This window comes from Pseudonocardia sp. ICBG1034 (assembly GCF_020131375.1).
GTDB classification, from domain to species: Bacteria; Actinomycetota; Actinomycetes; order Mycobacteriales; family Pseudonocardiaceae; genus Pseudonocardia; species Pseudonocardia alni.
In genome coordinates, this window is the sequence record NZ_JAHLEK010000023.1 from 77051 (window position 1) to 103654 (window position 26604).

Below are 26604 nucleotides of genomic sequence, written 5' to 3' on the forward strand. Positions count from 1 at the left end.
GGCGATGCTGGCGGGCGTGGACACCGCGGTCATCCTGGAAGTGGCGCTGAACGGCACGACGACGCGGGAGCGCAACCCGCGCGTGCCCCGCACCCCGGCGGAGGTGGCCGACCAGGCCGTCGACGTGCTCGACGCGGGCGCGGCGATCGTGCACCACCACAACGACGAGCCGATGTTCACCGTCGACGGGGTGCACGCCGTCGAGCCGTACCTGGCGGCCTGGGACCCGGTCCTGGCCGCGCACCCCGACGCACTGCTCTACCCGACGATGGCGGCCGGGGCCCGCGACATCCCGGTGACCCGGCGGTGGGCGCACGTCGAGGAGCTGGGCCGGCGCGGACACATGACGCTGGTCGACCCCGGCTCGGTCAACGTCGGCCTGCTCGACGACGGCACCTGCCCGGACGCGGCGGCGCCGGAGCCGTACCAGAACTCCTTCGCCGACACCGAGTACATGTTCGCCCGCACCGCCGAGCTGGGCGCCGCCCCCAGCATCTCGATCTTCGAGCCGGGGTTCCTGCGCACCACGCTGACCCTGCACCGGCACGGCAGGGTCCCGCCGGGCGCGATCGTGAAGCTGTACTTCGCCGACCGGCTGCAGTTCGGGCTGCCGCCGACGCCCGCCGCGCTGGAGGCCTACCTGGAACTGCTGGAGCCCTCGGGCCTGCCGTGGTCGGTGGCCGTGCTGGGCGGTGACGTCGTCGCCTCCGGGCTGGCCGAGCTGGCGGTGCGCCGCGGCGGGCACCTGCGGGTCGGCCTGGAGGACTTCGACGACGGCCGGGGCACGGCGCCGTCGAACCGGGAGCTGCTCGACGGTGCACTGCGCGTGCTGGACCGGGTGGGCGCGACACCGGCCTCCCCCGCGGCCGCCCGCGACATTCTCGGAATCCGGCCACGCAGGTGATCCTTTCGCCGTGACACACCACGGGGGCGCGTTTCCGGTCGACCCGGACACGCACCCCCGCGGAGAATTCGACGACGCCGGCCGTCACCCGGTCCGCGGATGTCCGCGGGCGGGTCCGGCCGGCCCGGTCAGAACCAGGCTTTCCGCCCGCCCACCGGCCGTCCGATCGCTCCCAGGATCAACAGGACCACACCGACGATGACCAGCAGACCACCGAGGTAGTAGAGAATGGAGATGCTGGTGAAATACCCCACCAGCAGCAGGATCAGACCGAGAATGATCATTTCGTGTCCCCTCCCAGGAATGTGAGGAGAAAATACTCACGTCCGGGGGACTCCGCAGCGCGGGAATCGATTCCGATGTTCGAGTCGTGACCTGCCGTGCGCCGGACGGTGCGCGGGGACCGTCACACGCCGGAACGGTTCGGTCCGCCACCGGAGGGGAACACGGCCCTCGCACCCGAGCGCGAGGAGGACCACATGGGCCGCACCGTGGCCGACCAGATGATCGAGCTGCTGCACCAGGCCGGCGTCGAACGGATCTACGGCCTGGTCGGTGACAGCCTCAACCCGATCGCGGACGCGATCCGCCGCGACGGCCGCATCCGGTGGGTGCACGTGCACAACGAGGAGGCCGCCGCGCTCGCGGCCGCCGCGGAGGCCCAGCTCACCGGGCGGCTCGCGGTCTGTGCCGGCAGCTGCGGCCCCGGCAACACGCACCTGATCCAGGGCCTGATGGACGCCCACCGCACCGGTGCGCCGGTGCTGGCGATCGCCTCGCACATCCCCTCGGTCCAGATCGGCACCGGCTACTTCCAGGAGACCCACCCGGAGCGGCTGTTCACCGAGTGCTCGGCGTACTGCGAGCTGATCTCGCGGCCCGAGCAGATGCCCCGGATGCAGCGGATCGCGATGCAGACCGCGCTCGCCGAGTCCGACGTGGCGGTGCTGGTCCTGCCCGGCGACGTCAGCGCGCTGGACGCCCCGAACGACACCGGCACCTCGCACCTGTCGCCGCCCACCGGCGTCGTGGCGCCGTCGGAGGAGCAGGTGGCCGAGCTGGCCCGGCTCGTCGACGCCGCGGACACCGTGACGCTGTTCGTCGGCGCCGGGATCGAGCACGCCCGCGAGCAGGTGCTCGCCCTCGCCGAGAAGGTGAAGGCGCCGATCGGCCACTCGCTGCGCGGCAAGGAGTGGATCCAGTACGACAACGCCCACGACGTCGGCATGTCCGGGCTGCTCGGCTACGGCGCCTGCTACGAGGCGACGCACGAGGCCGACCTGCTCGTCCTGATCGGCACCGACTTCCCCTACGACTCGTTCCTGCCGCAGGCGCGGACCGTGCAGATCGACACCGACCCCGCGCGCCTCGGGCGTCGCACGCTGCTGGAGCTGGGTGTGCACGGCGACGCCGCGTCCACCCTGGACGCGCTGCTGCCGCGGATCGCGGAGAAGACCGACCGCTCCTTCCTGGACCGGATGCTGCGCAGGCACGCCGAGGCGCTGGAGAAGGTGGTCGGCGCCTACACCCGCAAGGTCTCCGACCTGCGCCCGATCCACCCCGAGCACGTCGCGGCGGTCCTCGACGAGGAGATGGCCGACGACGCCGTCGCCACCGTCGACACCGGCATGTGCAACGTGTGGGCGGCCCGCTACCTGTCCCCCAACGGCCGGCGCCGGATCATCGGCTCCTACCGGCACGGGACGATGGCGAACGCCCTGCCGCACGCGATCGGCGCCCAGTTCGCGTACCCGGACCGGCAGGTGGTGTCGCTGTCCGGCGACGGCGGGCTGACGATGCTGCTCGGCGAGCTGCTGACCGCGGCCGAGCACGACCTGCCGCTCACCGTCGTCGCGTTCAACAACGGGTCGCTGGGCATGATCCGGCTGGAGATGATGGTGGCGGGCTACCCGTCGTTCCAGACCGACCACGGCCCGGCCGACCTGGCCGGGATCGCCCGCGCCGCCGGGCTGTACGCCGAGGCCGTCGACGACCCGTCCGACGTGCGCGCCGCGCTGCGCCGGGCGCTGGACCACCGCGGTCCGGCCCTGGTCGACGTGCGCACCGACCCGAACGCGCTGTCCATCCCGCCGCACATCACCGCCGCGCAGGTCCGCGGGTTCGCACTCGCCGCGACCCGCACGGTGCTCGACGGCGGCGTCGGGAAGATGGTCGAGCTGGCGCGCAGCAACCTGCGGTCGATCCCCCGGCCCTGAGCGGGGCGGGTCAGCCGGCGCGGGCGGCGAGCCCGGGGGCCGAGACCGCGTGGTCGAGCGCGATCGCGGCGGCACCCCGGAGCACGCCGTCCTCGCCGTGCGCGTCGTCGTGCACCGGCGGCGCGACGGCGCGGCGGAAGGCCATCAGCCCGGCGTCGTAGGCGACGGCGAACGCCTCCGGTGCCGCGGCCCGCAGCGCGGGCCCGAGCCCGGCCAGCACGACGACCTCCGGGTCGTGCGCGTTGACCAGCCCGGCGATCCCGCGGGCCAGCGACGCCGACGCCGAGGTCACCGCCGCCGACGGGCCGGGCTCCCCGGCGGCGGCGCGGTCGAGGACCGCGCGGGTGTAGGTGTAGGGCGCGTCCGGCTCCGGCTCGCCCAGCATCCGGGCGAGCGCCCGGCCGTCGACCCCGGTGGTCCAGCAGCCGCGGGCACCGCAGGCGCACCGGGCGGCCGGATCGCCGAAGGGCAGGTGCCCCAGTTCCCCCGCCGCACCGCGGGCGCCGGCCTGGGCCCGCCCCCCGAGCAGCAGCGCACCGCCGATGCCCACCTCGACGGTGAGGAACAGCGCGGTGCCCGCGCCGGCCGCGGCCCCGTCCCGGACCTCGGCGACCCCGGCCAGGTTCGCGTCGTTGCCGACCAGCACGGGCAGGCCCAGCCCGGCGCCGATCCGGCGCACGTCGAGCGGGCTCCAGCCCTGCCCGCCGCCCGTCTCGGCCAGGTACTCGTCGACGACGGTCGCCGCGACCCCGATCCCGACCGCCACGACCGGTCCGGGCGCGTCCGCGACCAGCTCACCGACCACCCCGGCCAGCTCCGCGGCGACGGCGTCGGGGTCGCGACGGCGGTGCCGCCCCGAGCGCACCGCGACCGGGGTCCCGTCGAGCCCGGCGAACCCGGCCCGCCAGCCCTCGAACCGCACGTCGACGGCGACGACGCCCGGCCCGTCCGGGTTGGGCGTCAGGGTCGTGGTCGGCCGCCCGCGCCCGCCGCAGGGGGCGCGCTCCTCGGTGACCCAGCCGAGGTCGCGCAGCCGGGCCGCGATCTCGGTGGCCGAGCCGCTGGCCAGGCGCAGCCGCCGGGCGAGCTCGACGCGGGTGAGGCCGGGCTCGCGGCGGACCTCGTCCAGGACCTCGGCGGTGGCGCGCCAGCGGTCGGTCTCGGCGCGCCCGGGCGCATCCGTGCCGGAACGTGAACCGGCCGACATCGACGTCATCCGGTTTGACACCTCCGGCCTCCCGAGATTTATCCTCGTGTCACGATGAAAAAGGCTCTCACCTCGTCCCAGTCTTCCACCACCGGGCCCGCGCTCGCCGCGATGGCCCTCGGCGGTCTGGCCATCGGCACCACCGAGTTCGCCTCGATGGGTCTGCTGCCGGCCTTCGCCGCCGACCTCGGCGCCACCGTGCCGCAGGCCGGCACGGCCATCAGCGCCTACGCGCTCGGCGTCGTCGTCGGCGCGCCGGTGCTCGCCGTGCTCGGCGCGCGGTGGCCCCGCAAGCACCTCGTCCTGGCCCTGGCGGGCGCGCTGGCGGTGACCAACGTGGCGTCGGCGTTCGCCCCGACGTTCGGCACCTTCGTCGCCACCCGGTTCCTGGCCGGGCTGCCGCACGGCGCCTACTTCGGCACGGCCTCGGTGCTCGCCGCCTCCCTGGTCCCCCGCGAGCGGCGGCCACGGGCGATCGCGACGGTGATGAGTGGGCTGATGATCGCCAACATCGTCGGCGTCCCGGGCGCGACCTGGCTCGGGCAGAACGCGGGCTGGCCCGCGGCCTACCTGACCGTCGGCGCCGTCGCGGCGCTCACGATGCTGGCCGTCTGGCGACTGGTCCCCGACGTCCGCGACGAGCGCCGCGGCTCGGTGCTGGGTGAGCTGTCGGCACTGCGCCGCGGCCAGGTCTGGATCACGATGGCGGTCATCGCGACCGGGTTCGGCGGCTCGTTCGCCGTGTACAGCTACATCACCCCGGTGCTCACCGAGGTGTCCGGGCTCGCCACCGCAGCCGTGCCGCTCGCACTGGCCGTGTTCGGGCTCGGCATGACGCTGGGCAACCAGGTCGGCGGCCGGCTCGCCGAGGCTGCGCCGGTCCGCACGATCGCCTCGGGGCTCGCCGCCGCCGCGGTGTCGATGGCCCTGTTCGCACTCACCGCGTCCTCGCCGGTGTTCGCGCTGGTCACGCTGTTCGCACTGGCGTTCACCACCACCGCGACCACCCCGGCGCTGGCGACCCGGCTGATGGACGCCGGTCGCGAGGGTCCGACCCTGGGCGCGGCACTGCACCACGCCGCGTTCAACGTGTCCAACGCCCTCGGGGCCGCGCTGGGCGCCCTGGTCCTGGCCGCCGGATGGGGCTGGACCGCGCCCGCCGCGGTCGCCACCGTGCTGCCGCTGCTGGGGCTGGCCGCGTTGGGTGTGGCGGTCCGGATGGAGCGCTCCGAGCGGCGTGAGGAGCTCGCCCTGGCCGCCTGAGGACCGCCTGGTAGGTCACACAAGCGAGAGGTGTCGATCAGATCACCTCCGGGAAGCCTGCCCTCGAGTTGATCGTTGCGTAAGACAACGATCCCGTCGAGAGGAGCCCGGACATGTCCGTCGATCCGGACAGCGCCACCGCGCCGCGCAACGGTGCCGCCACGCAGAGCGGGGCCGCGCTGCACAGCGACGTCGAGGAGCTCCTCGACGCCCTCGCCGCCGACCGCGGCCGCGAGGCCCTGGTGCACCGTGACCGCAGGATCACCGCGGGCGAGCTCGTGGACTCCGTGCACCGGCTCGCCCACGCCCTCGACGGCCGGGTCGAGCCGGGCCGGGTCATGGCGCTGCTGGCCGGCAACACGCCCGAGGCGGTCGTCGCGCGGCTCGCGGTGACGCTGCTCGGGGCGGGCATCGCCCAGCCGCACGAGGGCCTGTCCGCCGCCGCGCAGGCCCGCATCGTCGACGACGTCGAGGCGCCGCTCGTCCTCGCCGACGCCGACGCCGCGGCGGCCGCCGAGCCCGTCCTCGCGCTGGTCCCCGGCGTCGACGTGCTCTGGCTCGGCCCGCACGGCACCGACACCGACGTGACGGCCGAGGCCGCGACGGCGTCCACCGAGCCGGTCCGGGGCCGCGCCCGGCCGGACGCCATCGAGCAGATCCGGCACACCGGCGGCACCACCGGCCACCCGAAGGGCATCACCTACACCTTCGACCACCACCGTCGCGGTGCCGCGATGCGCCGCGGGACAGGCGGGTTCGGCAGCGGCGACACCGGCGCGCGCCTGCTCGTCGCCACGCCGGTCGCCCACGTCGGCGGGTCGCTCGCCGACCGCACCCTCACCGACGGCGGCACCGTCGTCCTGCAGGACGACTTCGAGCCCGGCGCCTACCTCGCCGCCGTCGAGCGGGAGCGCATCACCCACGGCTTCCTGCTGCCGCCGCTGATCTACCGCCTGCTCGACCACCCCGACCTGGACCGGACCGACCTGTCGTCGCTGCGGTCGCTGGTCTACGGCGGTGCCCCCGCCAACCCGCGGCGCATCGCCGAGGCGCTGCGCCGGATCGGCCCGGTGTTCACCCAGTTCTACGGCCAGACCGAGGCCGGCGGGATCAGCGTGCTCACCGCCGAGGAGCACCGCAACCCGGACCTGCTCGGCACCGTCGGGCGGCCGATCCCCACCACCACGATCGCGATCACCGACGCCGACGGCCGCCCCGTCGCCCCGGGCGGGCGCGGTGAGCTGTGGGTGCACACCGGCATGGAGATGGACGGCTACTGGAAGCAGCCGGAGCTGACCGCCGCCACCGTCGTCGACGGGTGGGTGCGGACCGGCGACGTCGCCCGCCAGGACGCCGACGGCTACCTGCACCTGCTCGACCGGGTCAAGGACATGATCGTCGTCGTGGGCGGGCACGTGTACACCTCCGAGCTGGAGGACCTGCTCATGGAGCACCCGGCCGTCCGGCACGCCGCGGTCTTCGGGGTGCCCGACGACGACGGCACCGAGACCGTGCACGCCGCCGTCGTCACCGACTCCCCGGCGCCGAGCCCGGACGAGCTGACCGGCCTGGTCGCCGACCGCGCCGGCGCGATGTACGTGCCGGACACCGTGGAGTTCGTCGAGCGGATCCCGCTGACCGGGATCGGCAAGACCGACAAGAAGCGGCTGCGCGCCGAGCTCGTCGGTCAGCCGCGCTGACGGACCGCCTCGTAGAGCACCACGGCCGCGGCGATCGAGGCGTTGAGCGAGTTGACCCGCCCGCGCATCGGGATGACCACCGTGGCGTCGGCCCGGTCGAGCCACGCGTCGGTCACCCCGGTGGCCTCGGTCCCGATGACCAGCGCGGTCGGCCCGGTCAGGTCGGTGCCGGCGAGCCCGGTCGTCCCGGCCGGGGTGGTGACGAGGGTCGCGATGCCGCGCCGGTCGAGCCAGTCGAGGACCTCGGTGGTGGACGCGGACGCGACCGGCACCGCGAACACCGTCCCCTTCGACGCCCGCACCACGTTGGGGTTGGCGAAGTCGGTGCCGCCCCGCTCCGGGGTCGCGATCACCACCGCGTCCACCCCGCACGCCTCGGCGGTGCGCAGCATCGCGCCGACGTTGCCGGGCTTCTCGACACCCTCGGCGACGAGCACCAGCGGGTCCGGGCCGAGGTCCAGCTCGTCGAGCGGGCGGCCGGGGGCCGGGGCCACGGCGAGCCAGCCGTCCGGGGACTCGCGGTAGGCGATCCGGGCGAACACCTCGCGGGTCACCGAGAACACCCGCGCCGACGGCATCCGGGCCAGCAGCGCGTCCGACCGCACGAGGTCCGGCGCCCAGTACACCTCGGTCGGCTCGACGCCGGCGTCGAGCGCGAGCGCCAGCTCGTCGTGCCCCTCGATCACGGTGACGGCCGCGGCGTCGCGGTGGCGGCGGGTGCGCAGCCGGACCAGGTTCTTGACACGCGGGTTGGCGGTACTGGTCAGGTCGGGCACCCGACGAGCCTAGGACGGCGGGACGTCCGGGGACCGGCCGGGACCGGGTGCCCGGTCCGGGTCCCCGGAGCGGACCGCGAGCCACCCGGCGGTGACCGCGGCCGCGGCGGCGAGCACCGCCAGCGGGGCGGCGAGCGCCGTCGTCGCGACGAATGCGGTGGCCAGCCACGGCGCGGCGAACCCGGAGTAGGCGGCGGTGTAGAACAGCCCGTTCACCGCGCCCCGCCCGGACGCCGGCGCCAGCCGGCCGACGCGGGTGAGGCCGGCGTTGAGGCAGAGCCCGCCGCCCGCGCCGAACAGCACCCCGGCCACCGCGACACCCGCGACCGCGGCCGGTCCGGGTGGCGCGAGCAGCGCGGTGACCGTCGCGGCGGCGGCCCCGAGGGCGCCCAGCCCGGCCCCGGCGGGCCCGGTGCGGCGGCCGAGGCGGTGCGCGAAGGGCTGCACCAGCGTCCCGGTGCCCAGGGTCAGCGCGGCGAGCAGCCCGGTGAACGCGACCGCGCCGGAGATCCCGGGCAGCAGCAGCGGCAGCACGGTCACGGCGACCGACGGGAACGCGTACACGCACACCGCGGTCGGCACGACCACCCGCACGAACACCCGCCGTGCGGCCGGGGTCAGGCCCGGCCGGGGCAGCAGGCCGCGGGACGGCGGCCCGGCCGGGCGGGTCCCCGTCCCGACGGTGGCGAGCACCGCGGCGACCGCCGCCACCACCAGGGCCACGTGCACGAGGTAGGGCAGGGCGAGCGGCAGCGGCCCGGAGGTCGCGAGCAGCCCGGAGGTCAGCGGCCCGAGGCAGAAGCCGGCGGTCTGGGCGACCGACGCCGCCCGCGCGGCCCGCGGCGCGCCGTCCGGCCCGGCGAGGTCCTGCAGCCAGGCGCTGCCCACCGAGAACACCGCGCCGGACGCCAGTCCCTGCAGGAACCGGGCCGCGAACAGCAGCCACAGCGCCGACGCCCCGCCGAGGAACAGCAGCGACGCCCCGGCGACCCCGGCGGCGACCGGCAGCAGCACCCGCACCCGCCCGAACCGGTCCGACGCCGGCCCGCCCAGCAGCAGCGACGGCGCCAGCCCGAGCGCGTACACCCCGAAGATCGCGGCGAGCGTGCTCGCCGACAGATCGAGCTCGGCCCGGTAGACCAGCAGCAGCGGGGTCGGGACGTTCGTGCCGAAGGCGGTCGCGAACAGCAGCCCGCAGGCCGCGAGCCACGTCCGGTCCCCCCGGCCTCCCTGCCGCACCGCCGCATCCTGCCACCCGGGGGTTACCTACCGGTAGCCTCCGCAGCGAGGACCGGCGACGAGGACGGAGTGACGCGACATGGGTGAACCGACGGGGATCGCGGTCGAGGTGGCGGACGGGGTCGCGCGGCTGCGCCTGGACCGCCCGAAGGCGGCGAACGCGCTGCACGAGCCGATGTGGTTCGGGCTGCGCGACGCGGTGCGCGAGCTGGACGCCGACCCCGCCGTGCGGGTCGTGGTGATCAGCGGCAACGGGCGGCACTTCTGCTCGGGCATCGACGTGTCGATGCTGGGCGGGCTGCGCGAGACCGCGTCGGACGACTCGGTGGGGCACGGCGCCGACGCGCTGCGCCGCACCATCCTCGACCTGCAGGACTGCCTCACCGCGATCGAGCGCTGCCGGAAGCCGGTCGTCGCCGCGATCCAGGGCGTCTGCCTCGGGGCAGGCCTGGACCTGGCCGTCGCCTGCGACCTGCGCTACGCGACCGCCGACGCGTCCTTCGTGCTGAAGGAGGTCGACATGGGTCTGGCCGCCGACGTCGGCGTGCTGCAGCGGCTGCCGCGGATCGTCGGCGAGGGTGTGGCCCGCGAGATGGCCTACACCTGCCGGCCGGTGTCGGGCACCGAGGCGAAGGAGCTGCGCCTGGTCAACGGCGTGTACGCCGACGCCGACGCGCTCGAGGCGGGCGTCGCCGAGCTGGCCGCGTCCCTGGCCGCGAAGTCGCCGCTGGCCCTGCGCGGCACCAAGCACGCGATCACCTACGCCCGCGACCACTCGGTCGCCGACGGGCTCGACCAGATCGCCACCTGGAACGGCGGCCAGCTGGTCTCGGCCGACCTGACCGAGGCCGTCAGCGCGTTCATAGAGAAGCGCCAGGGCGTCTACCGGAACTGACCGCCCTACCGTCGCCCGACGACCTCCCCGACGACCGCGTACATCCCTGCGGGTGGCTGCCCGTCCTCGGCCCGCCAGTCGCTGACGTCGACCAGGCCCGGTTCCAGCAGCTCCAGCCGGTGCCCGGGCCGGTCGATGAACAGCCTGCGCAGCAGTGCGCGGTCGCGGGAGCGCGCCGGCTGCGTGGTGTCCCGGGTGAACCGCTCGATGGTGCGCATCCGCTCGGCGGTGTGCGGGTCGTCGACGTCGGTGCTGCCGTGCGACACGACGAGCATGCTGCCCGGCCCGAACGCCGTCACGTAGCGGTCGAACAGGGCGCCGAGCAGGTCGTCGTCGCGGACGAAGTGCAGCACCGACACCGCGAGCACGGCGACCGGCTCGGCCGGGTCGAGCAGGCCCGCCACACCCGGCGCGGCGAGCACGGCCCCCGCGTCGGTGAGGTCGGCGGCGGTGATCGAGGCACCGTCCACACCGGTCAGGATCTGGCGGCTCATCGCGACCGACACCGGCTCGACGTCGACGTAGGCCACGCGCGCCGCGGGGTCGGCCCGGTGGGCGATCTCGTGCACCGGCTCGGCGGTCGGGATGCCGGAACCGAGGTCGAGGAACTGGCGCACCCCGCGGTCCAGGCAGGCCCGCACGGCCCGGCCGAGGAAGGCCCGGTTGGCGAGCGCGACCTCCCGGGTGTCGGGCAGGGCGGCGAGCACACGCTCGGCGAACTCCCGGTCGGTGGCGAAGTTGTGGGCACCGCCGAGCATGTAGTCGTAGACGCGGGCCGGGTTGGGGAGCGTCAGGTCGATGTCGTCCACCGGGTCGGGCACGGGCTCCGGGGCGGTCATGGGCGTCACCCTCTCGCCGGTGTCTCCCGGGTCGCAAGTCCCGACAGGACATCGTGCAGCTCCGCCGCGGTGCCGGGGGCGACGCCGGGGCGGCCCGCCAGCGCGAGCAGCCGCGCGACCGCGGGCGCCCAGGCAGGACCGAGCCGGGCGTCGGAGAGCAGCGCGGCGTCGCCGAGGACCTCCGCGGCCGGGCCGCGCCGGACGCGCCCGCGCGCGACGACGGCGACGTCGTCGGCCCAGCGGTGGGCGAGGTCGACGTCGTGTGTGGACAGCACGACCGCGGTCCCGGCGCGCTGCAGGTCCGCCAGCACGACGACGAGCTCCTCCACCCCGGCCGGGTCCAGGCCCGCGGTCGGCTCGTCGAGCACCAGCACCCGGGGCCGGACGGCGAGTGCCCCGGCGATCGCGACCCGCTTGCGCTGCCCGAACGACAGCCGGTGCGTCGGCCGGTCGGCGAGGTCGGCGATGCCGACGGCGGACAGCGCGTCGTGCACCCGGGCGTCGACCTCGGTCTCGTCGAGACCGAGGTTGAGCGGGCCGAACGACACGTCCTGCGCGACGTCGGCGGAGAACAGCTGGTCGTCGGGGTCCTGCAGGACGAGCTGGGCGGACTCGCGCAGCCGCAGCAGCCCGCGGCGGGTGCGGCGGACCGGCTCGCCGTCGAGCAGGACCTGCCCGGCCGACGGGGCGAGCAGCCCGAGCAGCAGCCGGAACAGGGTGGTCTTGCCGCCGCCGTTGGGGCCGAGCACCGCGAGCCTGCGCCCCGGGTCGACGACGAGATCCGCCCCGTCGAGCACGACCGGCCCGTCCGGGTAGGCGAAGACCAGCCCGCGGGCCTCCAGGACCGCGGTCACGGGACGACCACCAGCGCCAGTACGGGCACGGCGACGAGCAGCACCGTGCTCGCCGCGACGAAGGCGGGCGAGACGGTGCGGGCGGGTACCCGGACGCGCAGCGAGCCGTCGTAGCCGCGGGAGGCGAGGCCGGCCTCGAGGCGGCGGGCACGGTCGAAGGCGCGGACGAACACGGCCCCGCCCTGCCCGGCCAGCGACCGGAAGGTGGTCCGCCGCGTCCGGAATCCCATCCGGAGGGACTGGGCCTCCCGGACCGCGGTCAGCGAGTCCAGCAACAGGAACAGCATCCGGTAGACGAGCAGGGTGATCTCCAGGACGGCCGGCGGCACCCACCGCAGCCGGGGCAGGGTGTCGGCGAGCGGCGTCGTCGCGGCGAAGAGGATCAGGCAGGACACCGCCGCCAGCGAGCGTCCGACGAGCGCGGCCGCCCGGGCCGGTCCGCCCGGCGCGAGCGCGAGCCACGGGTCCCCGCCGACGGTCACCAGCAGGGGCAGCGCCCCCACGATCACGAACCCGAGGGGCAGCGCGAGCAGCCGCAGCGCGGTCCGCCACGGCACCCGGGCCCCGCCCAGCAGCAGCGCCAGCGCCGCGGTACCGGTCAGCACGGCCCCCGGCCACGGTGGGAGCGCGACGGCGAGCAGCAGCAGCCCCAGGGCGAGGAACGCCTTCTCCCCGGGGTGCCGGGATCGCCAGCGGTTGGCGTGGGCGGTCTCGTCGATCAGCAGCATCAGCTCTGCCGGGCGGCCTTCTCCCGGCTGCGGGTGCGGGCGACGCCGATGCAGTAGCCGAGCACGCCCGCGCCGGCCGCGGCCTGCATCGCGAAGATGCCGGACTCGATCTCGCCCGACGGCGGCTCCCACACCGGGCTGAACCACGGCTGGTAGCCGGTGGCCTCGATGGCCTCGCCCGCCTGGCCGTCGGACCCGGCGTACTCGCCGGGCACGAACAGCACCGGCACCGCGAACAACGCGACGACGGCGACGACCAGCAGGATGTTCACGACGGTCGAGCGGCTCACGCCGACGCCTCCTTCTCCGGGCCCTGCACGGTCGCGGCCGGGGCGGGGCCGCCGGTGTCGGTGCCCGCGGCCGGGCGCAGCACGCCGAGGCGGCGCAGCTCGTCCGGGGTGATGCGCACGAGCAGCCGCACGACGAGCACGGTCAGCAGCCCCTCGGCCACGGCCAGCGGGATCTGCGTGATCGAGAAGATGGAGGCGAAGGTGACGAACGCTCCGCCGAACCCGGAGGTGGGGTCGGGGAACGCGAGCGCGAGCTGCGCGCTGGTGATCGTGTAGGTACCGAGGTCACCGAGGAAGGCCGCGGCGAACACCGCGGGCCCCAGCGAGTCCCCGATCCTGCGGACCACGACGTAGGCGCCGTAGGCGATCCACGGCCCGGCGATCGCCATCGAGAAGGCGTTGGCGCCGAGCGTGGTGAGCCCGCCGTGGGCGAGCAGGACGGCCTGGAAGAACAGCACCACCGTCCCGAGCAGGGCCATCACCGGTGGTCGGAACAGCACCGCGCCCAGCCCGGTTCCGGTCGGGTGCGAGGACGACCCGGTCACCGACGGGATCTTGAGCGCCGACAGGACGAAGGTGAACGCGCCCGCCGCGGCGAGCAGCAGCTTGGTGTCCGGGTCCTCCCGCACGCGGCGCACCACGGCGCGGGCGCCGTGCACGACGAACGGCGCGGCGACGACGGTCCAGGCCGCCGCGTGCAGCGGCGGCAGATACCCCTCGGCGATGTGCACGGGCGAACGCTACGGCCACGTCGTTCGATCGTGCAAGCCTGAACATCCGGTCAGGTGTGCAGGCTCTGACACACAGCGACGCCCGGACCCGGCCGGGTCCGGGCGTCGCCGGTGGCTGCGGTGTGCCGTCAGAGGCGCAGGCCGTTGGTGTGGTGCACCTCCGCGGGGCGCTCTGCGGTGGCCTTGTGCTCGGCCGCGGCGGCCAGCCGGCCCGCCTCCTGCTCGGCCTCGCGACGTCGGTTCTCCCGCTCGGCGGGCGTGGTCTCGGGCGTACCGACCCCGCTGCCCGGCCGGTCGGCGACGACCTGCTCCTTCGCCAGCCTGCGGGCCTTCTTCTCCGCCTTCGCGGCGGCGTCGCGCTTGGCGACCTTCTCCAGCCGCGCGGCCTTGGCCTTCCGGGCGGCCTTCTTCTCCGCGGCCGCGGCCCTCTCCTGCTCGGCACGCTCGGCCTTCGCCTGCTTGCGGGCCTTCTTCTCGGCCTTCTCGGCGGCGCGGACGGCCTTCTCGGCGTCCTTCTCCTCCTTGCGGCGGGCCTTCTTCGTGTCGGCCTTCGCGGCCTCGACGGCCTTCCGGCCGCTCTTCTTGTCCTTCTTGCCCTTCTTCGCGTCGGCCTTCTTCCCGGCCTTCGCGTCCTTCGCCGACGGGCCCGACGTCCCGGCCTCCCGGGCCGAGCCGGCGGCACCGGCCGCGATCAGCGCGGCCTGCTGCGCCGTCGCGGCGGCCCGCTCCGCCCTGGCGGCCGCCACCTCGGCGCGCCCGGCGGCCGCGGCCGACGAGCGCTCCGCCTGCTTGCCGTCACGCTCGGTGGCGAACGTCTTGTCCTGCACGGCCATACCCGGTTCCTCTCCTGTCGTCGCGACCGGCGGCACGGCGCGGGACCGGTCGGTGGGAGCACCGACCGGCCGTGGAGGCGCGGGTGACGGGTCGCGGGACGACGGTCTCGCTGATGTCTCGGTATGCGCGACACCGTGGCCCGGTGGACGGACGACGGCGTGCGCGGAACACGACAGGGTGCCCCGGGAGGCCGGAGGGGAAACGCGCAGGTGACGGCGAGGTGATCCGGACCGGTCCGGTTGCCCCGGTCGGACCATCACGACCACCCGGTCGTCGTAGCGGGCGGGCGTCAGCCGGCCTCGGGGACCCCGTCGTGGTGGGTCTGCTCGTCGGCGAGGTGCCCGCGCAGGGTCACCAGGGTCCGGGCGAGCAGCCGCGACACGTGCATCTGCGAGAGCCCGACCTGGGCGGCGATCTGGGTCTGGGTCTGGTTGCCGAAGAACCGCAGCATGAGGATGGTCCGCTCCCGCTCGGGGAGCTTGCGCAGCGCGGGACGCAGCGACTCGCGGGCCTCGACCGCGTCCATCCCGGCGTCGATGCCCCCGACGATCTCACCGAGCGGGTTGTCGGTGTCGCCGACGAGCTGGTCGAGCGAGTCCGACCGGTAGGAGTCCTGGGCCTGCAGCCCCTCGATGACCTCCTCGCGGCTGATGCCGAGGTGCTCGGCGAGCTCGGAGACCCTGGGGGCACGGCCGTGCCGCGAGGCCAGCTCCTCCTGGGCGCGGGTCATGCGGCTCTGGATGTCCTTGAGCCGCCGCGGCACGCGCATCGACCAGGTGCGGTCGCGGAAGTACCGGCGGATCTCCCCGGTGATCGTGGGGACGGCGTAGGCCAGGAACGGGGTGCCCTGGCCCGGGTCGAACCGGTCCAGCGCGTTGATCAGCCCGATCGTGCCGACCTGCTCCAGGTCCTCGACGGGCTCGCCGCGGTGCCGGTAGCGCCCGGCGATGTGCCGGACCACCGGGTGGAAGCCCCTCGCCAGCTCCGAGCGCAGTCGCTCCCGCTCCGGGTCGTCGGATCCGGCGGCGGCGAAGGCGTGCAGGGGCGCGAGGAGGTGGGCGTACTCGTCGGGACGGGCGTCCGCGGTCTCGTGGGCGTGCCCGGCGGCCTCGTCCACGGGGTGCCCGGGACCGGTGTGCACGGTCCCGACGTGCCCGCTCGTGCCGTCCACCGGGTCCCCCACCGTGTCGTCGGCCCGCGACGCCTCGACTCCCTCGGCGTCCGTGCTCGGCTCAGCCATGCCGTCTCCGCGGCCGGCGATGATCGACTGTCATCACCGACCGACGGTAGGCCGGGTGGCGCGGGCCCGCATGTCGAACGTCGCGTGACCTGGTCGACCGTCGATCGACGGTCACTCCGATGAGTTGCACGGCGACCTGGTGGGTACTGCTCTCCCATGCCCCCGACTCTGCGTGTCGAGCTGCCCGTCGAACCCGGGTCGGCAGGTCGCTCCCGCCGGGAGACCGGGAGGTGGCTCGCGTCGCTGTGCGGGACCGACGAACAGTGCCCGACCGTGCAGGATCTCGTCCTCGCGGTGAACGAGGCCGTCTCCAACAGCATCGAGCACGCCTACGGGGCCACGGGCCCGGGCGGGGACGCGACGGTCCTGCTGCGCGGTGACGCCGAGGGGTACCGGGTGCGGATGGAGGTCAGCGACCGCGGGCGCTGGCGCGACCCGCCCACCGACCCCGGACACCGCGGACGGGGCATCGGGATGATCGAGGCGGTCGCGGAGGACGTACGGGTGGTGCCGGGTCCCGACGGGACCACGGTGTCGTTCCGGGGCCGGATCGGCCGCTGTCCGGGGCTCTGCGTCCCGGCGTCCTGACCCGTCCCCGCGCCCGGGGACCCCAGCAACGACAGGGTCGCCGCACCCCACGCCCGAGGGCGGGTGACGGCGACCGGTTCTCATCGGGCCCGATCCGGCTGCGGACCGGGCGTGGTGGTGCGGTGGTCAGTCCCGCATGGAGGCGGACGGGTCGTCGGACCGGTGTCCGCGGTGTCCCGCCCGGGCGACCGGGGTGTAGCGCCCGTCGTGGCGGGCCTGCTCGCTCTCGGGGTGGGGCCAGGTCGTGTTCGCGTGCTGCGTGCTGCTCTCACTCATGGACACAGAGTGCCCACCGGACGTTCCGGGCAAGCGGAGCGCAGGAGTCGGCTCGGTAACACCTGCGCCCCGCCCGGGTGAAGTCGCCCGCCGGTCAGCCCGTCTTCGTGAGGCTCTTGATCGAGGACAGGATGTCCTGCACGCGCTCCTTGGCGTCGCCGAACAGCATCTGGGTGTTGTCACGGAAGAACAGCGGGTTCTGCACGCCCGCGTAGCCGGTGGCCATCGACCGCTTGAACACGATCACGTCCTTGGCGTCCCACACCCGCAGCACCGGCATCCCGGCGATCGGCGAGCCCGGGTCCTCCGACGCGGCCGGGTTGACGGTGTCGTTGGCGCCGATCACCAGCACGACGTCGGTCTCGGCGAGGTCGTCGTTGATCTCGTCCATCTCCAGGACGATGTCGTAGGGCACCTGGGCCTCGGCGAGGAGCACGTTCATGTGCCCGGGGAGCCGCCCCGCGACCGGGTGGACGCCGAAGCGCACGTTCACGCCGGCGTCGCGCAGTGAGCGGGTCAGCTCCGCCACCGGGTACTGGGCCTGGGCGACCGCCATCCCGTAGCCGGGGGTGATCACGACGCTCTCGGCGTTCGCGAGCAGCTCGGCGACGCCGTCGGCGTCGACCTCGCGGTGCTCACCCTCCACCGCGGCGGCCGCCGAGGAGGTGGCGCCGAAGCCACCGGCGATGACCGAGACGAACGACCGGTTCATCGCCTTGCACATGATGTAGGACAGGTAGGCACCGGAGGACCCGACGAGCGCGCCGGTGATGATCAGCAGGTCGTTGCCGAGCAGGAAGCCCGCCGCCGCGGCGGCCCAGCCGGAGTACGAGTTCAGCATCGACACCACGACCGGCATGTCACCGCCGCCGATCGAGGCGACCAGGTGCAGGCCGAGCAGCAGCGCCAGCACCGTGAGCACGGCGAGGATCCACATCTGCGGCGAGAGGACGAAGACGACCGTCAGCACCGCGAACGCCACGAGCGCGCCGAGGTTCAGGACGTTCTTGCCGGGCAGCATCAGCGGCGCCGACTTGATCTTCGCCGACAGCTTCAGGTAGGCGACCACCGAGCCGGTGAAGGTCACCGCGCCGATGAAGACGCCGACGGCGACCTCGGCGTGGTGGATGCCCAGCAGCGAGCCCTCGAGCTGCAGGTGACCGGACTCGACCTCCAGGAAGCCGTTCCAACCGACCAGCACCGCGGCGAGGCCGACGAAGCTGTGCATGAGCGCGATGAGCTCGGGCATCCCCGTCATCTCGACGACGCGTGCCCGCCAGAGCCCGATCGCCCCGCCGACGACGACGGCGACCAGCAGCAGGGCGACGCCCAGCCCGGACGCCTGGCCGAGCGCGACGACGGCCGTGGCGACCAGCGCGATCGTCATGCCGGCGATGCCGAACAGCACACCGGAGCGCGATGTCTCGTGCCTCGACAGCCCCGCGAGGCTGATCACGAACAGGATCGCGGCGATCAGGTACGCCGCAGTGGTCCACGTCTGCACGGCTCAGCTCCTCGTGAACATCTGCAGCATGCGGCGGGTCACCGCGAAGCCACCGACGATGTTGATGGCGGCGAGCAGCACCGCGACCGCGGCGAGCCCGATGACCAGGGCGTCGCCGCCCGTGCCGATCTGCAGGATCGCGCCGACGACGATGATCCCGGAGATCGCGTTCGTGACCGACATCAGCGGGGTGTGCAGCGCGTGGTGCACGTTGCCGATGACGTAGAAGCCGATGACGATCGCCAGCACGAACACCGTGAGGTGCCCGGCGAGCTCGGCCGGGGCCAGCGCCGTGACCGCGAACAGCGCCAGCGCGCCGACGATCCCGGCGGCGAGACCCGCGTACGGGGAACGCGGCTTCTCCGGCTCCTTCTCCTTCGGCTCCTCGGCCGGCTGTGCCGCGGGCGCCGCGCTCACCGTGACCTCGGGCGGCGGCCAGAGCGTCTCCCCCGCGTGCGCGGTGGTGATGCCGCGGACCACGGTGTCGTCGAGGTCGAGCGCGAGCCGCCCGTCCTTCTCCGGGGTCATGAGCTTGAGCAGGTTGAGCACGTTCGTGCCGTAGAGCTGCGACGCCTGCGCGGGCAGCCGGGCGGCCAGGTCGGTGTAGCCGATGATCGTGACACCGTGGTCGGTGACGACCGACTCCCCCGCCACCGAGCCCTCGACGTTGCCGCCCTGCGAGGCCGCCATGTCGACGACCACGCTGCCCGGGCGCATGGACGCCACGTCCGCGGCGGTGATCAGCTTGGGCGCGGGGCGCCCCGGGATCAGCGCGGTGGTGATGATGATGTCGCAGTCCGCGGCCTGCTCGGAGTAGATCTCGGCCGCGCGCTTGTCGTAGTCCGCCGAGGTGGCCTTGGCGTAGCCGTCGGTGGAGGCCTCCTGCTCCACCTCGACCGCCAGGTACTCGCCGCCGAGCGACCGCACCTGGTCGGCGACCTCGGAGCGCGGGTCGGTGGCCCGCACGACCGCGCCGAGGCTGTTGGCCGCGGCGATGGCGGCGAGCCCGGCGACGCCCGCCCCGGCCACGAGCACCTTCGCCGGCGGGACCTTGCCCGCCGCGGTGACCTGACCGGTGAAGAACCGGCCGAACACGTGGGCCGCCTCGATCACCGCCCGGTAGCCCGCGATGTTGGCCATCGACGACAGCACGTCCATCGACTGGGCCCGCGAGATCCGCGGCACCGCGTCCATCGACAGTGCGGTGACGCCCTGGGCGGTGAGCGCCTCGGTCCGCTCGGCCTCGAAGCGCGGCGCGAGCATGGCGATCAGCACGGCCCCCTCGCGCAGCTTGCCGATCTCGTCGGGCTGCGGGGCGTTGATCCGCACCACGATGTCGGTGTCCCAGACGGGACCGTCGACGACATCGGCACCGGCCTCGGCGTACGCCTCGTCGGTGAACCCGGCACGGGCACCCGCCCCGGACTCGACCGTGACGGCGTAACCGAGGCCGACGACCTTCGCGATCGTCTCGGGGCTCATCGCCACGCGGGTCTCGGGCTCCGCCTCCGCGGCCACACCGATCCGCATCGCCGGTCCCGACGGGTCAGGGCTGTCGCTCATGCACTCTCCTCGATCTCGCGCGCGCTCCGTCGCTCACGCTGGTCGCGGGCCTTTCGGAAGGTAATGCCGGAACCGGGCGTGTGCAGTCACGACTGCGTCACAGGCCGGGATTCCACCCCTTCGACCGGGCAGGCAGTGCCGGCGGGAGCGTAGCGCGACGATCGGGTGTGCGGACCCGTCGTCGGGAGGGGTGGTGGGCCCGGTGACCCGCCGGCTCTGACGCCGACATCGGTCTTCGACTCCGCCGCGGGGCTTCTCGGCTCTCTCGTCGCCGCCCGGGCGATGCCGCAGGAGAAGGTCGGCCGGGCCACCGAGTTCGTCTCCGCGATGCAGCTGATCGGCGGAGCCGCACCGCTCGGCCTCGGCGTCGGCATCGTGCGCCGGCCACCGGGAGCAGGCCGGAAGTCGGTCCGCCCGGTGTCGGCGGCCTTCTGCTGATCAGGCCGCTGTCGGCCTGGCCGGGCTGGTTCCTCGGGCTCGTCGTCACGCGGGCGGCCGGGGTCGCGGCCGGTGACGGGCCGTTCGCCCTCGGGGTGCTGCTGCTCGTGCTCGGGTCCGCCGGGTGGGGCTCGCCCGCGCGACGCGACGTCGGATGCTGCCGTTCGTCCTGAGCCACGTCGTGGTGCAGGCCGTGGCCGTGCCCACCGTCCGGGACCACCGGGCACGGCAGAGCGGGATGCGAGGGCGCCGAAGCCCCTCGAGGCAGTACGGCCCTTCGGACCGACAAAAAAGCCAGGACCGGAGTCCTGGCTTTTCGTATCGGGTGGAGCTGAGGGGATTCGAACCCCTGACCCCTTGACTGCCAGTCAAGTGCGCTACCAGCTGCGCCACAGCCCCTTGCGACATGAAGAACACTACACGGGCCGGTTTCCGGCCCGGAAAGGGGGGTGCCCCTTCCGGAGCCGATACCTGCCGTCGGCCCCGTGCAGCCCCCTGACGTCGGACGACGGCGACGACGTGCTCGCCGCGCTCGGCGGCGCCCTTGCGGCCGTCGACCGGCTCGACCGGGACCGGGTGGGCGTCCTCGGCGGGTCCTGCGGCGGCCACCTCACCTCGTGGCCGGCCGCCACCACTCCGCCCGGTTCGCCGCCGTGCAGCGAGCGGGCGGTGGGCAACCTGGAGTCGCTGGACTGGAGCTCCGACGCCGCCGGGTGGTTCGGCCACGAGCTGGGCCGCTCGCTGCTGGACGCGCCGGAGGGGTACCGGCGGATGTCCCCGCTGCACCACGTCCGCGGCATCGACGTGCCGATGCCGATCCTGCACTCCGAGGACGACCTGCGGTGCCCGGTCGAGCAGGCCGACGCGCTGTTCGCCGCGGTGCGGTTGCTCGGGCGGCCGGTGGAGCACTGGCGGTTCCCGGAGGAGAGCCACGGGATGTCGCGCGACGGGTCGCCGCGCCACCGCGTCCAGCGGGCGCAGATCGTCCTCGGCTTCGTCGGCCGGCACCTGGGCGGACGCAGGCCGGAGCAGGTCCCCGCCGGCTGAGCTGCGACGCTCAGCCGGCCCGGCTGCGCCCGTCCTCGTCGTCGCCCAGGTCCTCGATGTCGACGCCCTGGTCGTCGGTCTCCGGGCCGACGGACCGCGGCGCGCCGTCGACGGCCCGGACGGGCTCGCCGACGGGCTCGCGCAGCCGTCGCAGGGCGGGGTCGTCGACCCAGAACTCGTCGAACCCGTGCTCGGCGAACCGGTCGGCGACGCGGTGGATCGCGATGTCGTGGCGCACGTAGAGGTGCGCGAGCAGCACCGCGGCCGGGTCGTCGGTGTAGAGGCCCCAGGTGCGGTCGGCGGTGAGTCCCCCGATCACGGCCTGGTCCCGGTCCGCGACGACGATGAGCATCCGCCGGCCGAGGTTGGCCTCGACCGCCGACGGGGCCGAGTAGCGGTGCTCGGTGTGCCAGCCGACCGGGTCGTCGTCGGCGCCGAAGACGACCGTGGCCACGTCGACGCCGTGCTCCTCGGCCCGGCGGATCGTGGGCTTGAGCGCCTCGACGTCCTCCGGCCAGCCGAGCACGTACAGCTCGGAGCGGGCCGCGGCGGCGACGTCCTCGGCCCGTTCGAGAAGCATCCGGCGCTCGGTCAGCGAGTGCACCAGCCGCACCTGCGGTGGCGCGGTCAGCCGCGGGATCTCGTTCTGCAGGATGCCCAGCGTGCGGTCGAAGTCGCGGCGCATCCGCTCCAGCAGCGTCGCGGGCGGCAGCGGGACGTAGCCGGTGCCGTCGGCGGCCCGCACCTCGAACGCCGCGCCGCGGCCGACGAGCTTGCCCAGCGTCTCGTAGACGGTGCTGCGCGGCACCCCCGACCGCTTCGCCACCTCGTAGCCGTTGACCGCCTCGCCCGCGCTGACCAGGGCGACGTAGGCCTTGGCCTCGTAGCCCGACATGCCCAGCCGTTGCAGTTCTTCCGTCACCCGCCGCACGGACATTGCGAGATCATCTCACTCATTCGGCACCGTTCCGCGACGTGGTGCCGCGGCGCCGTCGCACACGACGGTCTCCCCTGTGTTCGATTGCGGACGACGGATTGGTACGTCCGAATCCGCACCATCATCACAATCGAGGACCCGGAGCGCGCGCCACACCGGCCCGCATCGCCGCGTCCGCCTCACGCAGGATCTCGCGCATCGCCGCCCCGGCACCCGCCGGGTCACCGGACCGGACGGCGTCGGCGACGTCGCGGTGCAGCCGGATCGCGTCGGGCTCCGGCCGGCTGGGCATCAGGTGGTGCCGGGTGCGCCCGGCCAGCACCTCGGCGACGACGTCGCCCAGCGCGGCCACCATCTCGTTGCCCGAGGCCGCCAGCAGCGTGCGGTGGAACACGACGTCGGCCTCCAGGTAGGCCAGCAGGTCTCCGGACCGGCCGTGCACGGTCATGTCCATCACCGCGCCGACGAGCGCACCGCACTGCTCGGGAGTGGCCCGGTCGGCGGCCAGCTCCGCGGCCAGCGGCTCCACGCCGCAGCGCAGCTCGGACAGCGACCGCAGCTGCTCGTCGCGGCCGGGACCGTCCAGCCGCCAGCGGATCACCCGCGGGTCGTGCACGTTCCACTGCTCCCGCGGGGCGACCGTCGTGCCGACCCGGCGCCTGCTGCGCACCAGACCCATCGACTCCAGCACGCGCACGGCCTCCCGGACGACGGTGCGCGACACGCCGTAGCGCGCGACCAGCTCCTCGGCCCGCAGGACCTCGCCCGCCCCGATGGCCCCCGCGGCGATCGCGGTACCGAGCCGGTCCAGGACGTCCCCGTGCAGACCCTCCGTTGCGCCACCCACGACCCGAATCGTGCCACTCCATGGACCCGACGACGCGATACGACATACCTGAAACGATTCGGTGTTGAAAAAGTACTACTAATAGCTCACGCTGGTTCCCACAACGGTCCGGGTACTCCCGGTCCGCGTGCCGATGCCGCCACACCCGTGAGGAGCCGATGCAGTGACGCAACAGCCGGCGACACAGCAGCCACCACCCCACCCGCTCGTCGTCGTGATGGGGGTGTCCGGCTCCGGGAAGTCCACCGTCGGCGCCGCCCTCGCCGACGCCCTCGGTGTCCCCTTCACCGACTCCGACGGCCTGCACCCGGCCGCGAACGTCGCGAAGATGACCCAGGGGATCCCGCTCACCGACGCCGACCGCGAGCCCTGGCTCGACGCCGTCGGCGCCCGGCTGGCCGAGCACACCGGCACCGGGCTCGTCGTCGCCTGCTCGGCGCTGCGCCGCGCCTACCGAGACCGGCTGCGCTCGCACGCGCCGTCGACGGTGTTCGTGCACCTGTCCGGCGACGCCGCCGTGCTCGCCGAGCGCATGGGCGGGCGCTCCGGGCACTTCATGCCGACCGCGCTGCTCGACTCCCAGCTGGCCACCCTGGAGCCGCTGGCCGCCGACGAGGCCGGGACGACGCTGGACATCCGCCGGCCGGTCGACGAGATCGTCGCGGGCGCCGTCGCCGTCACCGGGCCGGAGGTGGCCCCGCGATGACACTGCACCCCGCACTCGTCCTGGCCGCGGAGCAGGCCCAGCCGGTCGCCTCCGCCGGTCGCCTGGTGACCGCCGCGCTGGTGGGCATCGTCGCGCTGGTCCTGCTGATCACGCAGTTCTCGCTGCACCCGTTCCTCGCACTGACCATCGGCTCGCTGCTCGTCGCGGGCGTGGCGGGCATGTCGATGGGCGACGCCGTGGAGGCCTTCTCCGACGGCTTCGGCTCCACCGCCGCGAGCGTCGGCACGCTGATCGCGCTGGGCGCGATGTTCGGCAAGCTGCTCGCCGACTCCGGCGGTGCCGACCGGCTGGTCGACACGATCGTCTCCCGCTCCGGCCCGCGGACGCTGCCGTGGTCGATGGCCGCCGTCGGCGCACTGATCGGCCTGCCGATGTTCTTCGAGATCGGCCTGGTCATCCTGATGCCGGTCATCTTCCTGGTCGCGCGCCGCGCCCAGGTCTCGCTGATCGCCGTCGGCATCCCGGCGCTGGCCGGGCTCTCCGCCATGCACGGCCTGGTCCCGCCGCACCCCGGCCCGCTCGCCGCGATCGGCATCCTCGACGCCGACCTGGGCATCACCCTGGTCCTCGGCGTGCTCGTGTCGATCCCGGTCGTCGTCCTGGCCGGGCCGCTGTTCGCCAAGGTCGCGGCCCGCTGGGTCGACGTGTCCCCGCCGGCGCTCTTCGAGTCCCGGGTCGCGGCCGGGAGCAGCACCGCGTCCGGCGGATCGGCCGCCGCCACCACCGGCACCGACCCGGACAGCGGGTCCGGCAGCGGGTCCGGCAGCGACGCCGCCGTCGATCGCGACGCCCCGGACGGCGGGCCCACCCGGCGCCCCGGGTTCGCCGCCACCCTGCTCACCGTGCTGCTGCCGGTCGTGCTGATGATGGGCAAGGCCGTCGGCGACATCGCCGCACCCGAGGGCAACCCGGTGCGCGCCGCGCTGGACTTCGTCGGCACCCCGCTGGTCGCGCTGCTGCTCTCGGTGCTGGTCGCGATGGTCACCCTCGGCACCGGATCCGGCATGAACCGCGCCGGGATCATGGGCTCGCTGGAGAAGTCGCTGCCCGCCATCGCCGGGATCGTGCTGATCGTCGCCGCGGGCGGCGGGTTCAAGCAGACCCTGGTCGACACCGGGATCGGTGCGATGATCGCCGGCTGGGCCACCGGCGCCGGCATCTCCGCGCTGCTCCTGGGCTGGCTGGTCGCGGTGGCGATCCGGCTCGCGACCGGGTCGGCGACCGTCGCGACGGTGACGGCCGCGGGCATCCTCGTCCCGCTGCTGCCGACGCTCGACCCGACCCAGACCTCGCTGCTGGTACTGGCGATCGGCGCGGGCTCGCTGTTCTTCTCCCACGTCAACGACGCCGGGTTCTGGCTGGTCAAGGAGTACTTCGGGCTCACCGTCGGCCAGAACATCAAGACCTGGTCGATCATGGAGACCGTCATCTCGGTCTCCGGCCTGGTCCTGGTACTGGTGATCGACCTGGTGATCTGACCCCGCTCAGACGACGACGCCGGCCCGGGTCGCCGGGTCGGCGCCGGCCGTCCGGCCCGGCCCGTCGACGTCGCGGGCGGTGCGGGCCAGGCGCCGTACCGCCTCGGCCGCCACCGGACCGGGATGGGTGAAGGGCACCCGCAACCGGTCGGTGAACGCGTGCCCGGCCCCGAACCGCGGGCCGGGCGCCAGCACCAGGCCGTGTCGCGGGGCGGCCGCGGTCAGCGCCGTCGAGACGTGCGCACCGAGGTCGCACCACAGCGCCAGCCCGCCGTCGGGGACGGTGAAGCGCCAGTCCGGCAGGGCCGCGGCGAGCTCGGCGGCCAGCAGGTCGCGCCGGGTGCGCAGCACCCCGGCCCGTTCGGCCCGCAGCACGTCGAGCCGCTCCAGCACCTCGACGGCGACGAGCTGCTCCAGCACCGGCAGCGCCAGCTGGGCGCGGGCCAGCCGTCGTCGCATCCGGGCGACGCGCTCGCGGCCGGCCCGGATCCAGCCGATCCGCAGCCCGCCCCAGACGATCTTGCTCAGCCCGCCGACGGTGACGACGTCGTCGGGACCGGCGGCGTGCGCGGCGCACGGCAGCGGCCCCGTGGCGCACTCGCGCAGGTCCAGCTCGGCGAAGGTCTCGTCGACCAGGGCGACCGTGCCCTGGCGGGAGAGGCGCTGCACGAGCCGGGCGCGGGCGTCGTCGTCGAGGAGGCGGCCGGTGGGGTTCTGGAAGTCCGCCATCAGGTACGCGACCCGCGCAGCGGTCTGCCGGGCGGCCCGCGGCAGCACGGTCTGCGGGGTCGCGTCGGCGCCGTCCGCCGCCACCGGGACGGCGACCGCCCCCGCGTCGGCGACGACGTCGAGCGCCGACGGGTAGGTGGGGTGCTCGACGAGCACCCGGTCGCCGGGCCCGGCCAGCTCGGCGACGACGATCCCGATCGCCTGCAGGGCCCCGCCGGTCACGACGACCTGCTCCGGCCCGGTCGGGAGCCCCCGGGCGGTGAACCGGTCGGCGATCGCGGCCCGCAGCGCGGGCAGGCCGTCCGGGCCGTAGCCGTGTCCGGCCAGCTCCGCGGCACCCCGTTCGACGGCGCGGGCGACCAGGTCGGGCAGCACCGCGGGCGCGGCGGGCGCGGCGTGGGCGAGGTCGATCGTGCCGCGGTCCACCGGCCCGGGCGCCCAGACCCCGTCGACGCCCCCGGTGCGGTCCGGGAGCCGCACCCAGGTGCCCGCCCCGTGCCGGGCGTCGGCCCAGCCGTCGTCGCGCAGGTCGCGGTAGGCGCGGGCGACGGTGACCCGGCTGACGCCCAGCGCCTCGGCCAGCGCCCGCTCGGCCGGCAGCCGGGTACCCGACGGCAGCCTGCCGTCACCGGTCAGCACCCGCACGGCGTCGGCCAGCACCCGGTACGCCGGGCCGCGCCCGCCGTGGACGTCACCACACAGCGCGGCGAGGCGCTCCGCCCCGATCCCCTGCGTCATTCCCGATCCACTTCCG

At 74.7% G+C, this 26604-nt stretch carries 27 protein-coding genes and 1 tRNA gene; 10 read left to right on the top strand and 18 right to left on the bottom strand.

Annotation, left to right across the window (positions count from 1 at the left end; translation table 11 throughout):
* The first annotated feature begins 16 nt into the window (after positions 1–16).
* Positions 17–904 carry a 3-keto-5-aminohexanoate cleavage protein gene (locus KPF22_RS24525; RefSeq protein WP_224403405.1) on the top strand — a complete coding sequence of 296 codons (888 nt, stop codon included), beginning with the start codon at positions 17–19 and terminating at the stop codon, positions 902–904.
* 128 nt (positions 905–1032) lie between these two features.
* Here KPF22_RS24525 and KPF22_RS24530 read toward each other — a convergent pair whose 3' ends face one another.
* A complete protein-coding gene (locus KPF22_RS24530) occupies positions 1033–1188 on the bottom strand; it encodes a hypothetical protein (protein WP_178374212.1) in 156 nt (51 codons plus the stop codon).
* A 195-nt stretch (positions 1189–1383) separates the two neighbouring features.
* Between KPF22_RS24530 and KPF22_RS24535 the strand changes: the two genes are divergently transcribed.
* Positions 1384–3120, top strand: a complete 1737-nt coding sequence (locus tag KPF22_RS24535) for a pyruvate dehydrogenase (protein ID WP_224403406.1) — start codon at positions 1384–1386, stop codon at positions 3118–3120.
* A 10-nt stretch (positions 3121–3130) separates the two neighbouring features.
* Here KPF22_RS24535 and KPF22_RS24540 read toward each other — a convergent pair whose 3' ends face one another.
* A complete protein-coding gene (locus tag KPF22_RS24540) occupies positions 3131–4336 on the bottom strand; it encodes an ROK family transcriptional regulator (protein ID WP_224403407.1) in 1206 nt (401 codons plus the stop codon).
* A gap of 45 nt (positions 4337–4381) precedes the next feature.
* On the opposite strand from KPF22_RS24540, the gene KPF22_RS24545 reads away from it, so the two are divergent.
* Positions 4382–5590: an MFS transporter gene (locus tag KPF22_RS24545; protein WP_224403408.1), complete on the top strand. Its 1209-nt coding sequence runs from the start codon at positions 4382–4384 to the stop codon at positions 5588–5590.
* A 113-nt stretch (positions 5591–5703) separates the two neighbouring features.
* On the top strand, positions 5704–7290 hold the full coding sequence (locus KPF22_RS24550) for an AMP-binding protein (protein WP_224403409.1): 1587 nt from the start codon (positions 5704–5706) through the stop codon (positions 7288–7290).
* Here KPF22_RS24550 and KPF22_RS24555 read toward each other — a convergent pair.
* Positions 7278–8066, bottom strand: a complete 789-nt coding sequence (locus tag KPF22_RS24555) for an RNA methyltransferase (protein ID WP_062400680.1) — start codon at positions 8064–8066, stop codon at positions 7278–7280. The two genes, KPF22_RS24550 and KPF22_RS24555, sit on opposite strands and share 13 nt — an antisense overlap.
* 9 nt (positions 8067–8075) lie before the next feature.
* Positions 8076–9305 (bottom strand): MFS transporter, encoded by a 1230-nt coding sequence (locus KPF22_RS24560; protein ID WP_224403410.1) that lies wholly within the window; start codon positions 9303–9305, stop codon positions 8076–8078.
* 79 nt (positions 9306–9384) lie between these two features.
* Here KPF22_RS24560 and KPF22_RS24565 point away from each other — a divergent pair, with 79 nt between their 5' ends.
* A complete protein-coding gene (locus KPF22_RS24565; protein WP_224403411.1) occupies positions 9385–10200 on the top strand; it encodes a crotonase/enoyl-CoA hydratase family protein in 816 nt (271 codons plus the stop codon).
* A gap of 5 nt (positions 10201–10205) precedes the next feature.
* Here KPF22_RS24565 and KPF22_RS24570 read toward each other — a convergent pair whose 3' ends face one another.
* From KPF22_RS24570 to KPF22_RS24600, 7 genes are all read right to left on the bottom strand, one after another.
* A complete protein-coding gene (locus KPF22_RS24570; RefSeq protein ID WP_208819874.1) occupies positions 10206–11039 on the bottom strand; it encodes an SAM-dependent methyltransferase in 834 nt (277 codons plus the stop codon).
* A gap of 5 nt (positions 11040–11044) precedes the next feature.
* Positions 11045–11893 (bottom strand): energy-coupling factor ABC transporter ATP-binding protein, encoded by an 849-nt coding sequence (locus KPF22_RS24575; RefSeq protein ID WP_208819875.1) that lies wholly within the window; start codon positions 11891–11893, stop codon positions 11045–11047.
* Positions 11890–12621: a cobalt ECF transporter T component CbiQ gene (gene cbiQ / locus KPF22_RS24580; protein WP_208819876.1), complete on the bottom strand. Its 732-nt coding sequence runs from the start codon at positions 12619–12621 to the stop codon at positions 11890–11892. The genes KPF22_RS24575 and cbiQ overlap by 4 nt, the downstream gene beginning before the upstream one ends.
* Positions 12621–12911, bottom strand: coding sequence for an energy-coupling factor ABC transporter substrate-binding protein (locus KPF22_RS24585; RefSeq protein WP_062400669.1), 291 nt, complete (start codon positions 12909–12911; stop codon positions 12621–12623). Before KPF22_RS24585 ends, cbiQ begins: the two co-directional genes overlap by 1 nt.
* Positions 12908–13642, bottom strand: a complete 735-nt coding sequence (locus tag KPF22_RS24590) for an energy-coupling factor ABC transporter permease (RefSeq protein WP_224403412.1) — start codon at positions 13640–13642, stop codon at positions 12908–12910. Before KPF22_RS24590 ends, KPF22_RS24585 begins: the two co-directional genes overlap by 4 nt.
* A 128-nt stretch (positions 13643–13770) precedes the next feature.
* Positions 13771–14475: a hypothetical protein gene (locus KPF22_RS24595; protein ID WP_224403413.1), complete on the bottom strand. Its 705-nt coding sequence runs from the start codon at positions 14473–14475 to the stop codon at positions 13771–13773.
* Between the two features lie 290 nt (positions 14476–14765).
* The gene (locus KPF22_RS24600) at positions 14766–15593 is read right to left on the bottom strand and encodes a SigB/SigF/SigG family RNA polymerase sigma factor (protein ID WP_374107538.1); all 828 of its coding nucleotides are present in this window, start codon (positions 15591–15593) and stop codon (positions 14766–14768) included.
* 279 nt (positions 15594–15872) lie between these two features.
* On the opposite strand from KPF22_RS24600, the gene KPF22_RS24605 reads away from it, so the two are divergent.
* Complete coding sequence (locus KPF22_RS24605) at positions 15873–16304, top strand: ATP-binding protein (protein WP_224403415.1); 432 nt, start codon at positions 15873–15875, stop codon at positions 16302–16304.
* 126 nt (positions 16305–16430) lie between these two features.
* On the opposite strand, the gene KPF22_RS24610 is transcribed toward KPF22_RS24605, so the two are convergent.
* The 3 genes from KPF22_RS24610 to KPF22_RS24620 all read right to left on the bottom strand — a co-directional run bounded on the left by KPF22_RS24610 (position 16431) and on the right by KPF22_RS24620 (position 19614).
* A complete protein-coding gene (locus tag KPF22_RS24610; RefSeq protein ID WP_161151901.1) occupies positions 16431–16580 on the bottom strand; it encodes a hypothetical protein in 150 nt (49 codons plus the stop codon).
* A gap of 94 nt (positions 16581–16674) precedes the next feature.
* Positions 16675–18084, bottom strand: a complete 1410-nt coding sequence (gene pntB, locus KPF22_RS24615) for a Re/Si-specific NAD(P)(+) transhydrogenase subunit beta (RefSeq protein ID WP_208819884.1) — start codon at positions 18082–18084, stop codon at positions 16675–16677.
* A gap of 3 nt (positions 18085–18087) precedes the next feature.
* Positions 18088–19614, bottom strand: a complete 1527-nt coding sequence (locus KPF22_RS24620; protein WP_224403972.1) for a Re/Si-specific NAD(P)(+) transhydrogenase subunit alpha — start codon at positions 19612–19614, stop codon at positions 18088–18090.
* 315 nt (positions 19615–19929) lie between these two features.
* On the opposite strand from KPF22_RS24620, the gene KPF22_RS24625 reads away from it, so the two are divergent.
* Positions 19930–20085, top strand: a complete 156-nt coding sequence (locus tag KPF22_RS24625; protein ID WP_224403416.1) for a hypothetical protein — start codon at positions 19930–19932, stop codon at positions 20083–20085.
* A gap of 326 nt (positions 20086–20411) precedes the next feature.
* Here KPF22_RS24625 and KPF22_RS24630 read toward each other — a convergent pair.
* Positions 20412–20484, bottom strand: a tRNA-Ala gene (locus KPF22_RS24630).
* Between the two features lie 120 nt (positions 20485–20604).
* Between KPF22_RS24630 and KPF22_RS24635 the strand changes: the two genes are divergently transcribed.
* Positions 20605–21132, top strand: coding sequence for a S9 family peptidase (locus KPF22_RS24635; protein ID WP_224403417.1), 528 nt, complete (start codon positions 20605–20607; stop codon positions 21130–21132).
* A 10-nt stretch (positions 21133–21142) separates the two neighbouring features.
* Here KPF22_RS24635 and KPF22_RS24640 read toward each other — a convergent pair whose 3' ends face one another.
* Entirely contained in the window at positions 21143–22069 is a 927-nt protein-coding gene (locus KPF22_RS24640; protein ID WP_224403418.1) for a TrmB family transcriptional regulator, read from the bottom strand.
* A gap of 124 nt (positions 22070–22193) precedes the next feature.
* Entirely contained in the window at positions 22194–22916 is a 723-nt protein-coding gene (locus KPF22_RS24645; RefSeq protein ID WP_224403419.1) for a FadR/GntR family transcriptional regulator, read from the bottom strand.
* Between the two features lie 217 nt (positions 22917–23133).
* Between KPF22_RS24645 and KPF22_RS24650 the strand changes: the two genes are divergently transcribed.
* On the top strand, positions 23134–23622 hold the full coding sequence (locus tag KPF22_RS24650; RefSeq protein WP_224403973.1) for a gluconokinase: 489 nt from the start codon (positions 23134–23136) through the stop codon (positions 23620–23622).
* Positions 23619–25121 carry an SLC13 family permease gene (locus tag KPF22_RS24655; protein WP_224403420.1) on the top strand — a complete coding sequence of 501 codons (1503 nt, stop codon included), beginning with the start codon at positions 23619–23621 and terminating at the stop codon, positions 25119–25121. Before KPF22_RS24650 ends, KPF22_RS24655 begins: the two co-directional genes overlap by 4 nt.
* Positions 25122–25127: 6 nt before the next feature.
* Here the strand turns inward: KPF22_RS24655 and KPF22_RS24660 are convergent, their stop codons facing one another.
* Positions 25128–26588 (bottom strand): PLP-dependent aminotransferase family protein, encoded by a 1461-nt coding sequence (locus KPF22_RS24660; RefSeq protein WP_224403421.1) that lies wholly within the window; start codon positions 26586–26588, stop codon positions 25128–25130.
* Positions 26589–26604: the final 16 nt, after the last annotated feature.

Bases quoted from the DNA above. Each gene is read 5' to 3' on its own strand.
- KPF22_RS24530 (WP_178374212.1), bottom strand. From the start codon at position 1,188: ATGATCATTCTCGGTCTGATCCTGCTGCTGGTGGGGTATTTCACCAGC.
- KPF22_RS24535 (WP_224403406.1), top strand. From the start codon at position 1,384: ATGGGCCGCACCGTGGCCGACCAGATGATCGAGCTGCTGCACCAGGCC.
- KPF22_RS24540 (WP_224403407.1), bottom strand. From the start codon at position 4,336: ATGACGTCGATGTCGGCCGGTTCACGTTCCGGCACGGATGCGCCCGGG.
- KPF22_RS24545 (WP_224403408.1), top strand. From the start codon at position 4,382: ATGAAAAAGGCTCTCACCTCGTCCCAGTCTTCCACCACCGGGCCCGCG.
- KPF22_RS24550 (WP_224403409.1), top strand. From the start codon at position 5,704: ATGTCCGTCGATCCGGACAGCGCCACCGCGCCGCGCAACGGTGCCGCC.
- KPF22_RS24565 (WP_224403411.1), top strand. From the start codon at position 9,385: ATGGGTGAACCGACGGGGATCGCGGTCGAGGTGGCGGACGGGGTCGCG.
- KPF22_RS24570 (WP_208819874.1), bottom strand. From the start codon at position 11,039: ATGACCGCCCCGGAGCCCGTGCCCGACCCGGTGGACGACATCGACCTG.
- cbiQ (WP_208819876.1), bottom strand. From the start codon at position 12,621: ATGCTGCTGATCGACGAGACCGCCCACGCCAACCGCTGGCGATCCCGG.
- KPF22_RS24595 (WP_224403413.1), bottom strand. From the start codon at position 14,475: ATGGCCGTGCAGGACAAGACGTTCGCCACCGAGCGTGACGGCAAGCAG.
- KPF22_RS24605 (WP_224403415.1), top strand. From the start codon at position 15,873: ATGCCCCCGACTCTGCGTGTCGAGCTGCCCGTCGAACCCGGGTCGGCA.
- KPF22_RS24610 (WP_161151901.1), bottom strand. From the start codon at position 16,580: ATGAGTGAGAGCAGCACGCAGCACGCGAACACGACCTGGCCCCACCCC.
- KPF22_RS24620 (WP_224403972.1), bottom strand. From the start codon at position 19,614: ATGCGGATCGGTGTGGCCGCGGAGGCGGAGCCCGAGACCCGCGTGGCG.
- KPF22_RS24625 (WP_224403416.1), top strand. From the start codon at position 19,930: ATGCCGCAGGAGAAGGTCGGCCGGGCCACCGAGTTCGTCTCCGCGATG.
- KPF22_RS24640 (WP_224403418.1), bottom strand. From the start codon at position 22,069: ATGTCCGTGCGGCGGGTGACGGAAGAACTGCAACGGCTGGGCATGTCG.
- KPF22_RS24650 (WP_224403973.1), top strand. From the start codon at position 23,134: ATGGGGGTGTCCGGCTCCGGGAAGTCCACCGTCGGCGCCGCCCTCGCC.
- KPF22_RS24655 (WP_224403420.1), top strand. From the start codon at position 23,619: ATGACACTGCACCCCGCACTCGTCCTGGCCGCGGAGCAGGCCCAGCCG.
- KPF22_RS24660 (WP_224403421.1), bottom strand. From the start codon at position 26,588: ATGACGCAGGGGATCGGGGCGGAGCGCCTCGCCGCGCTGTGTGGTGAC.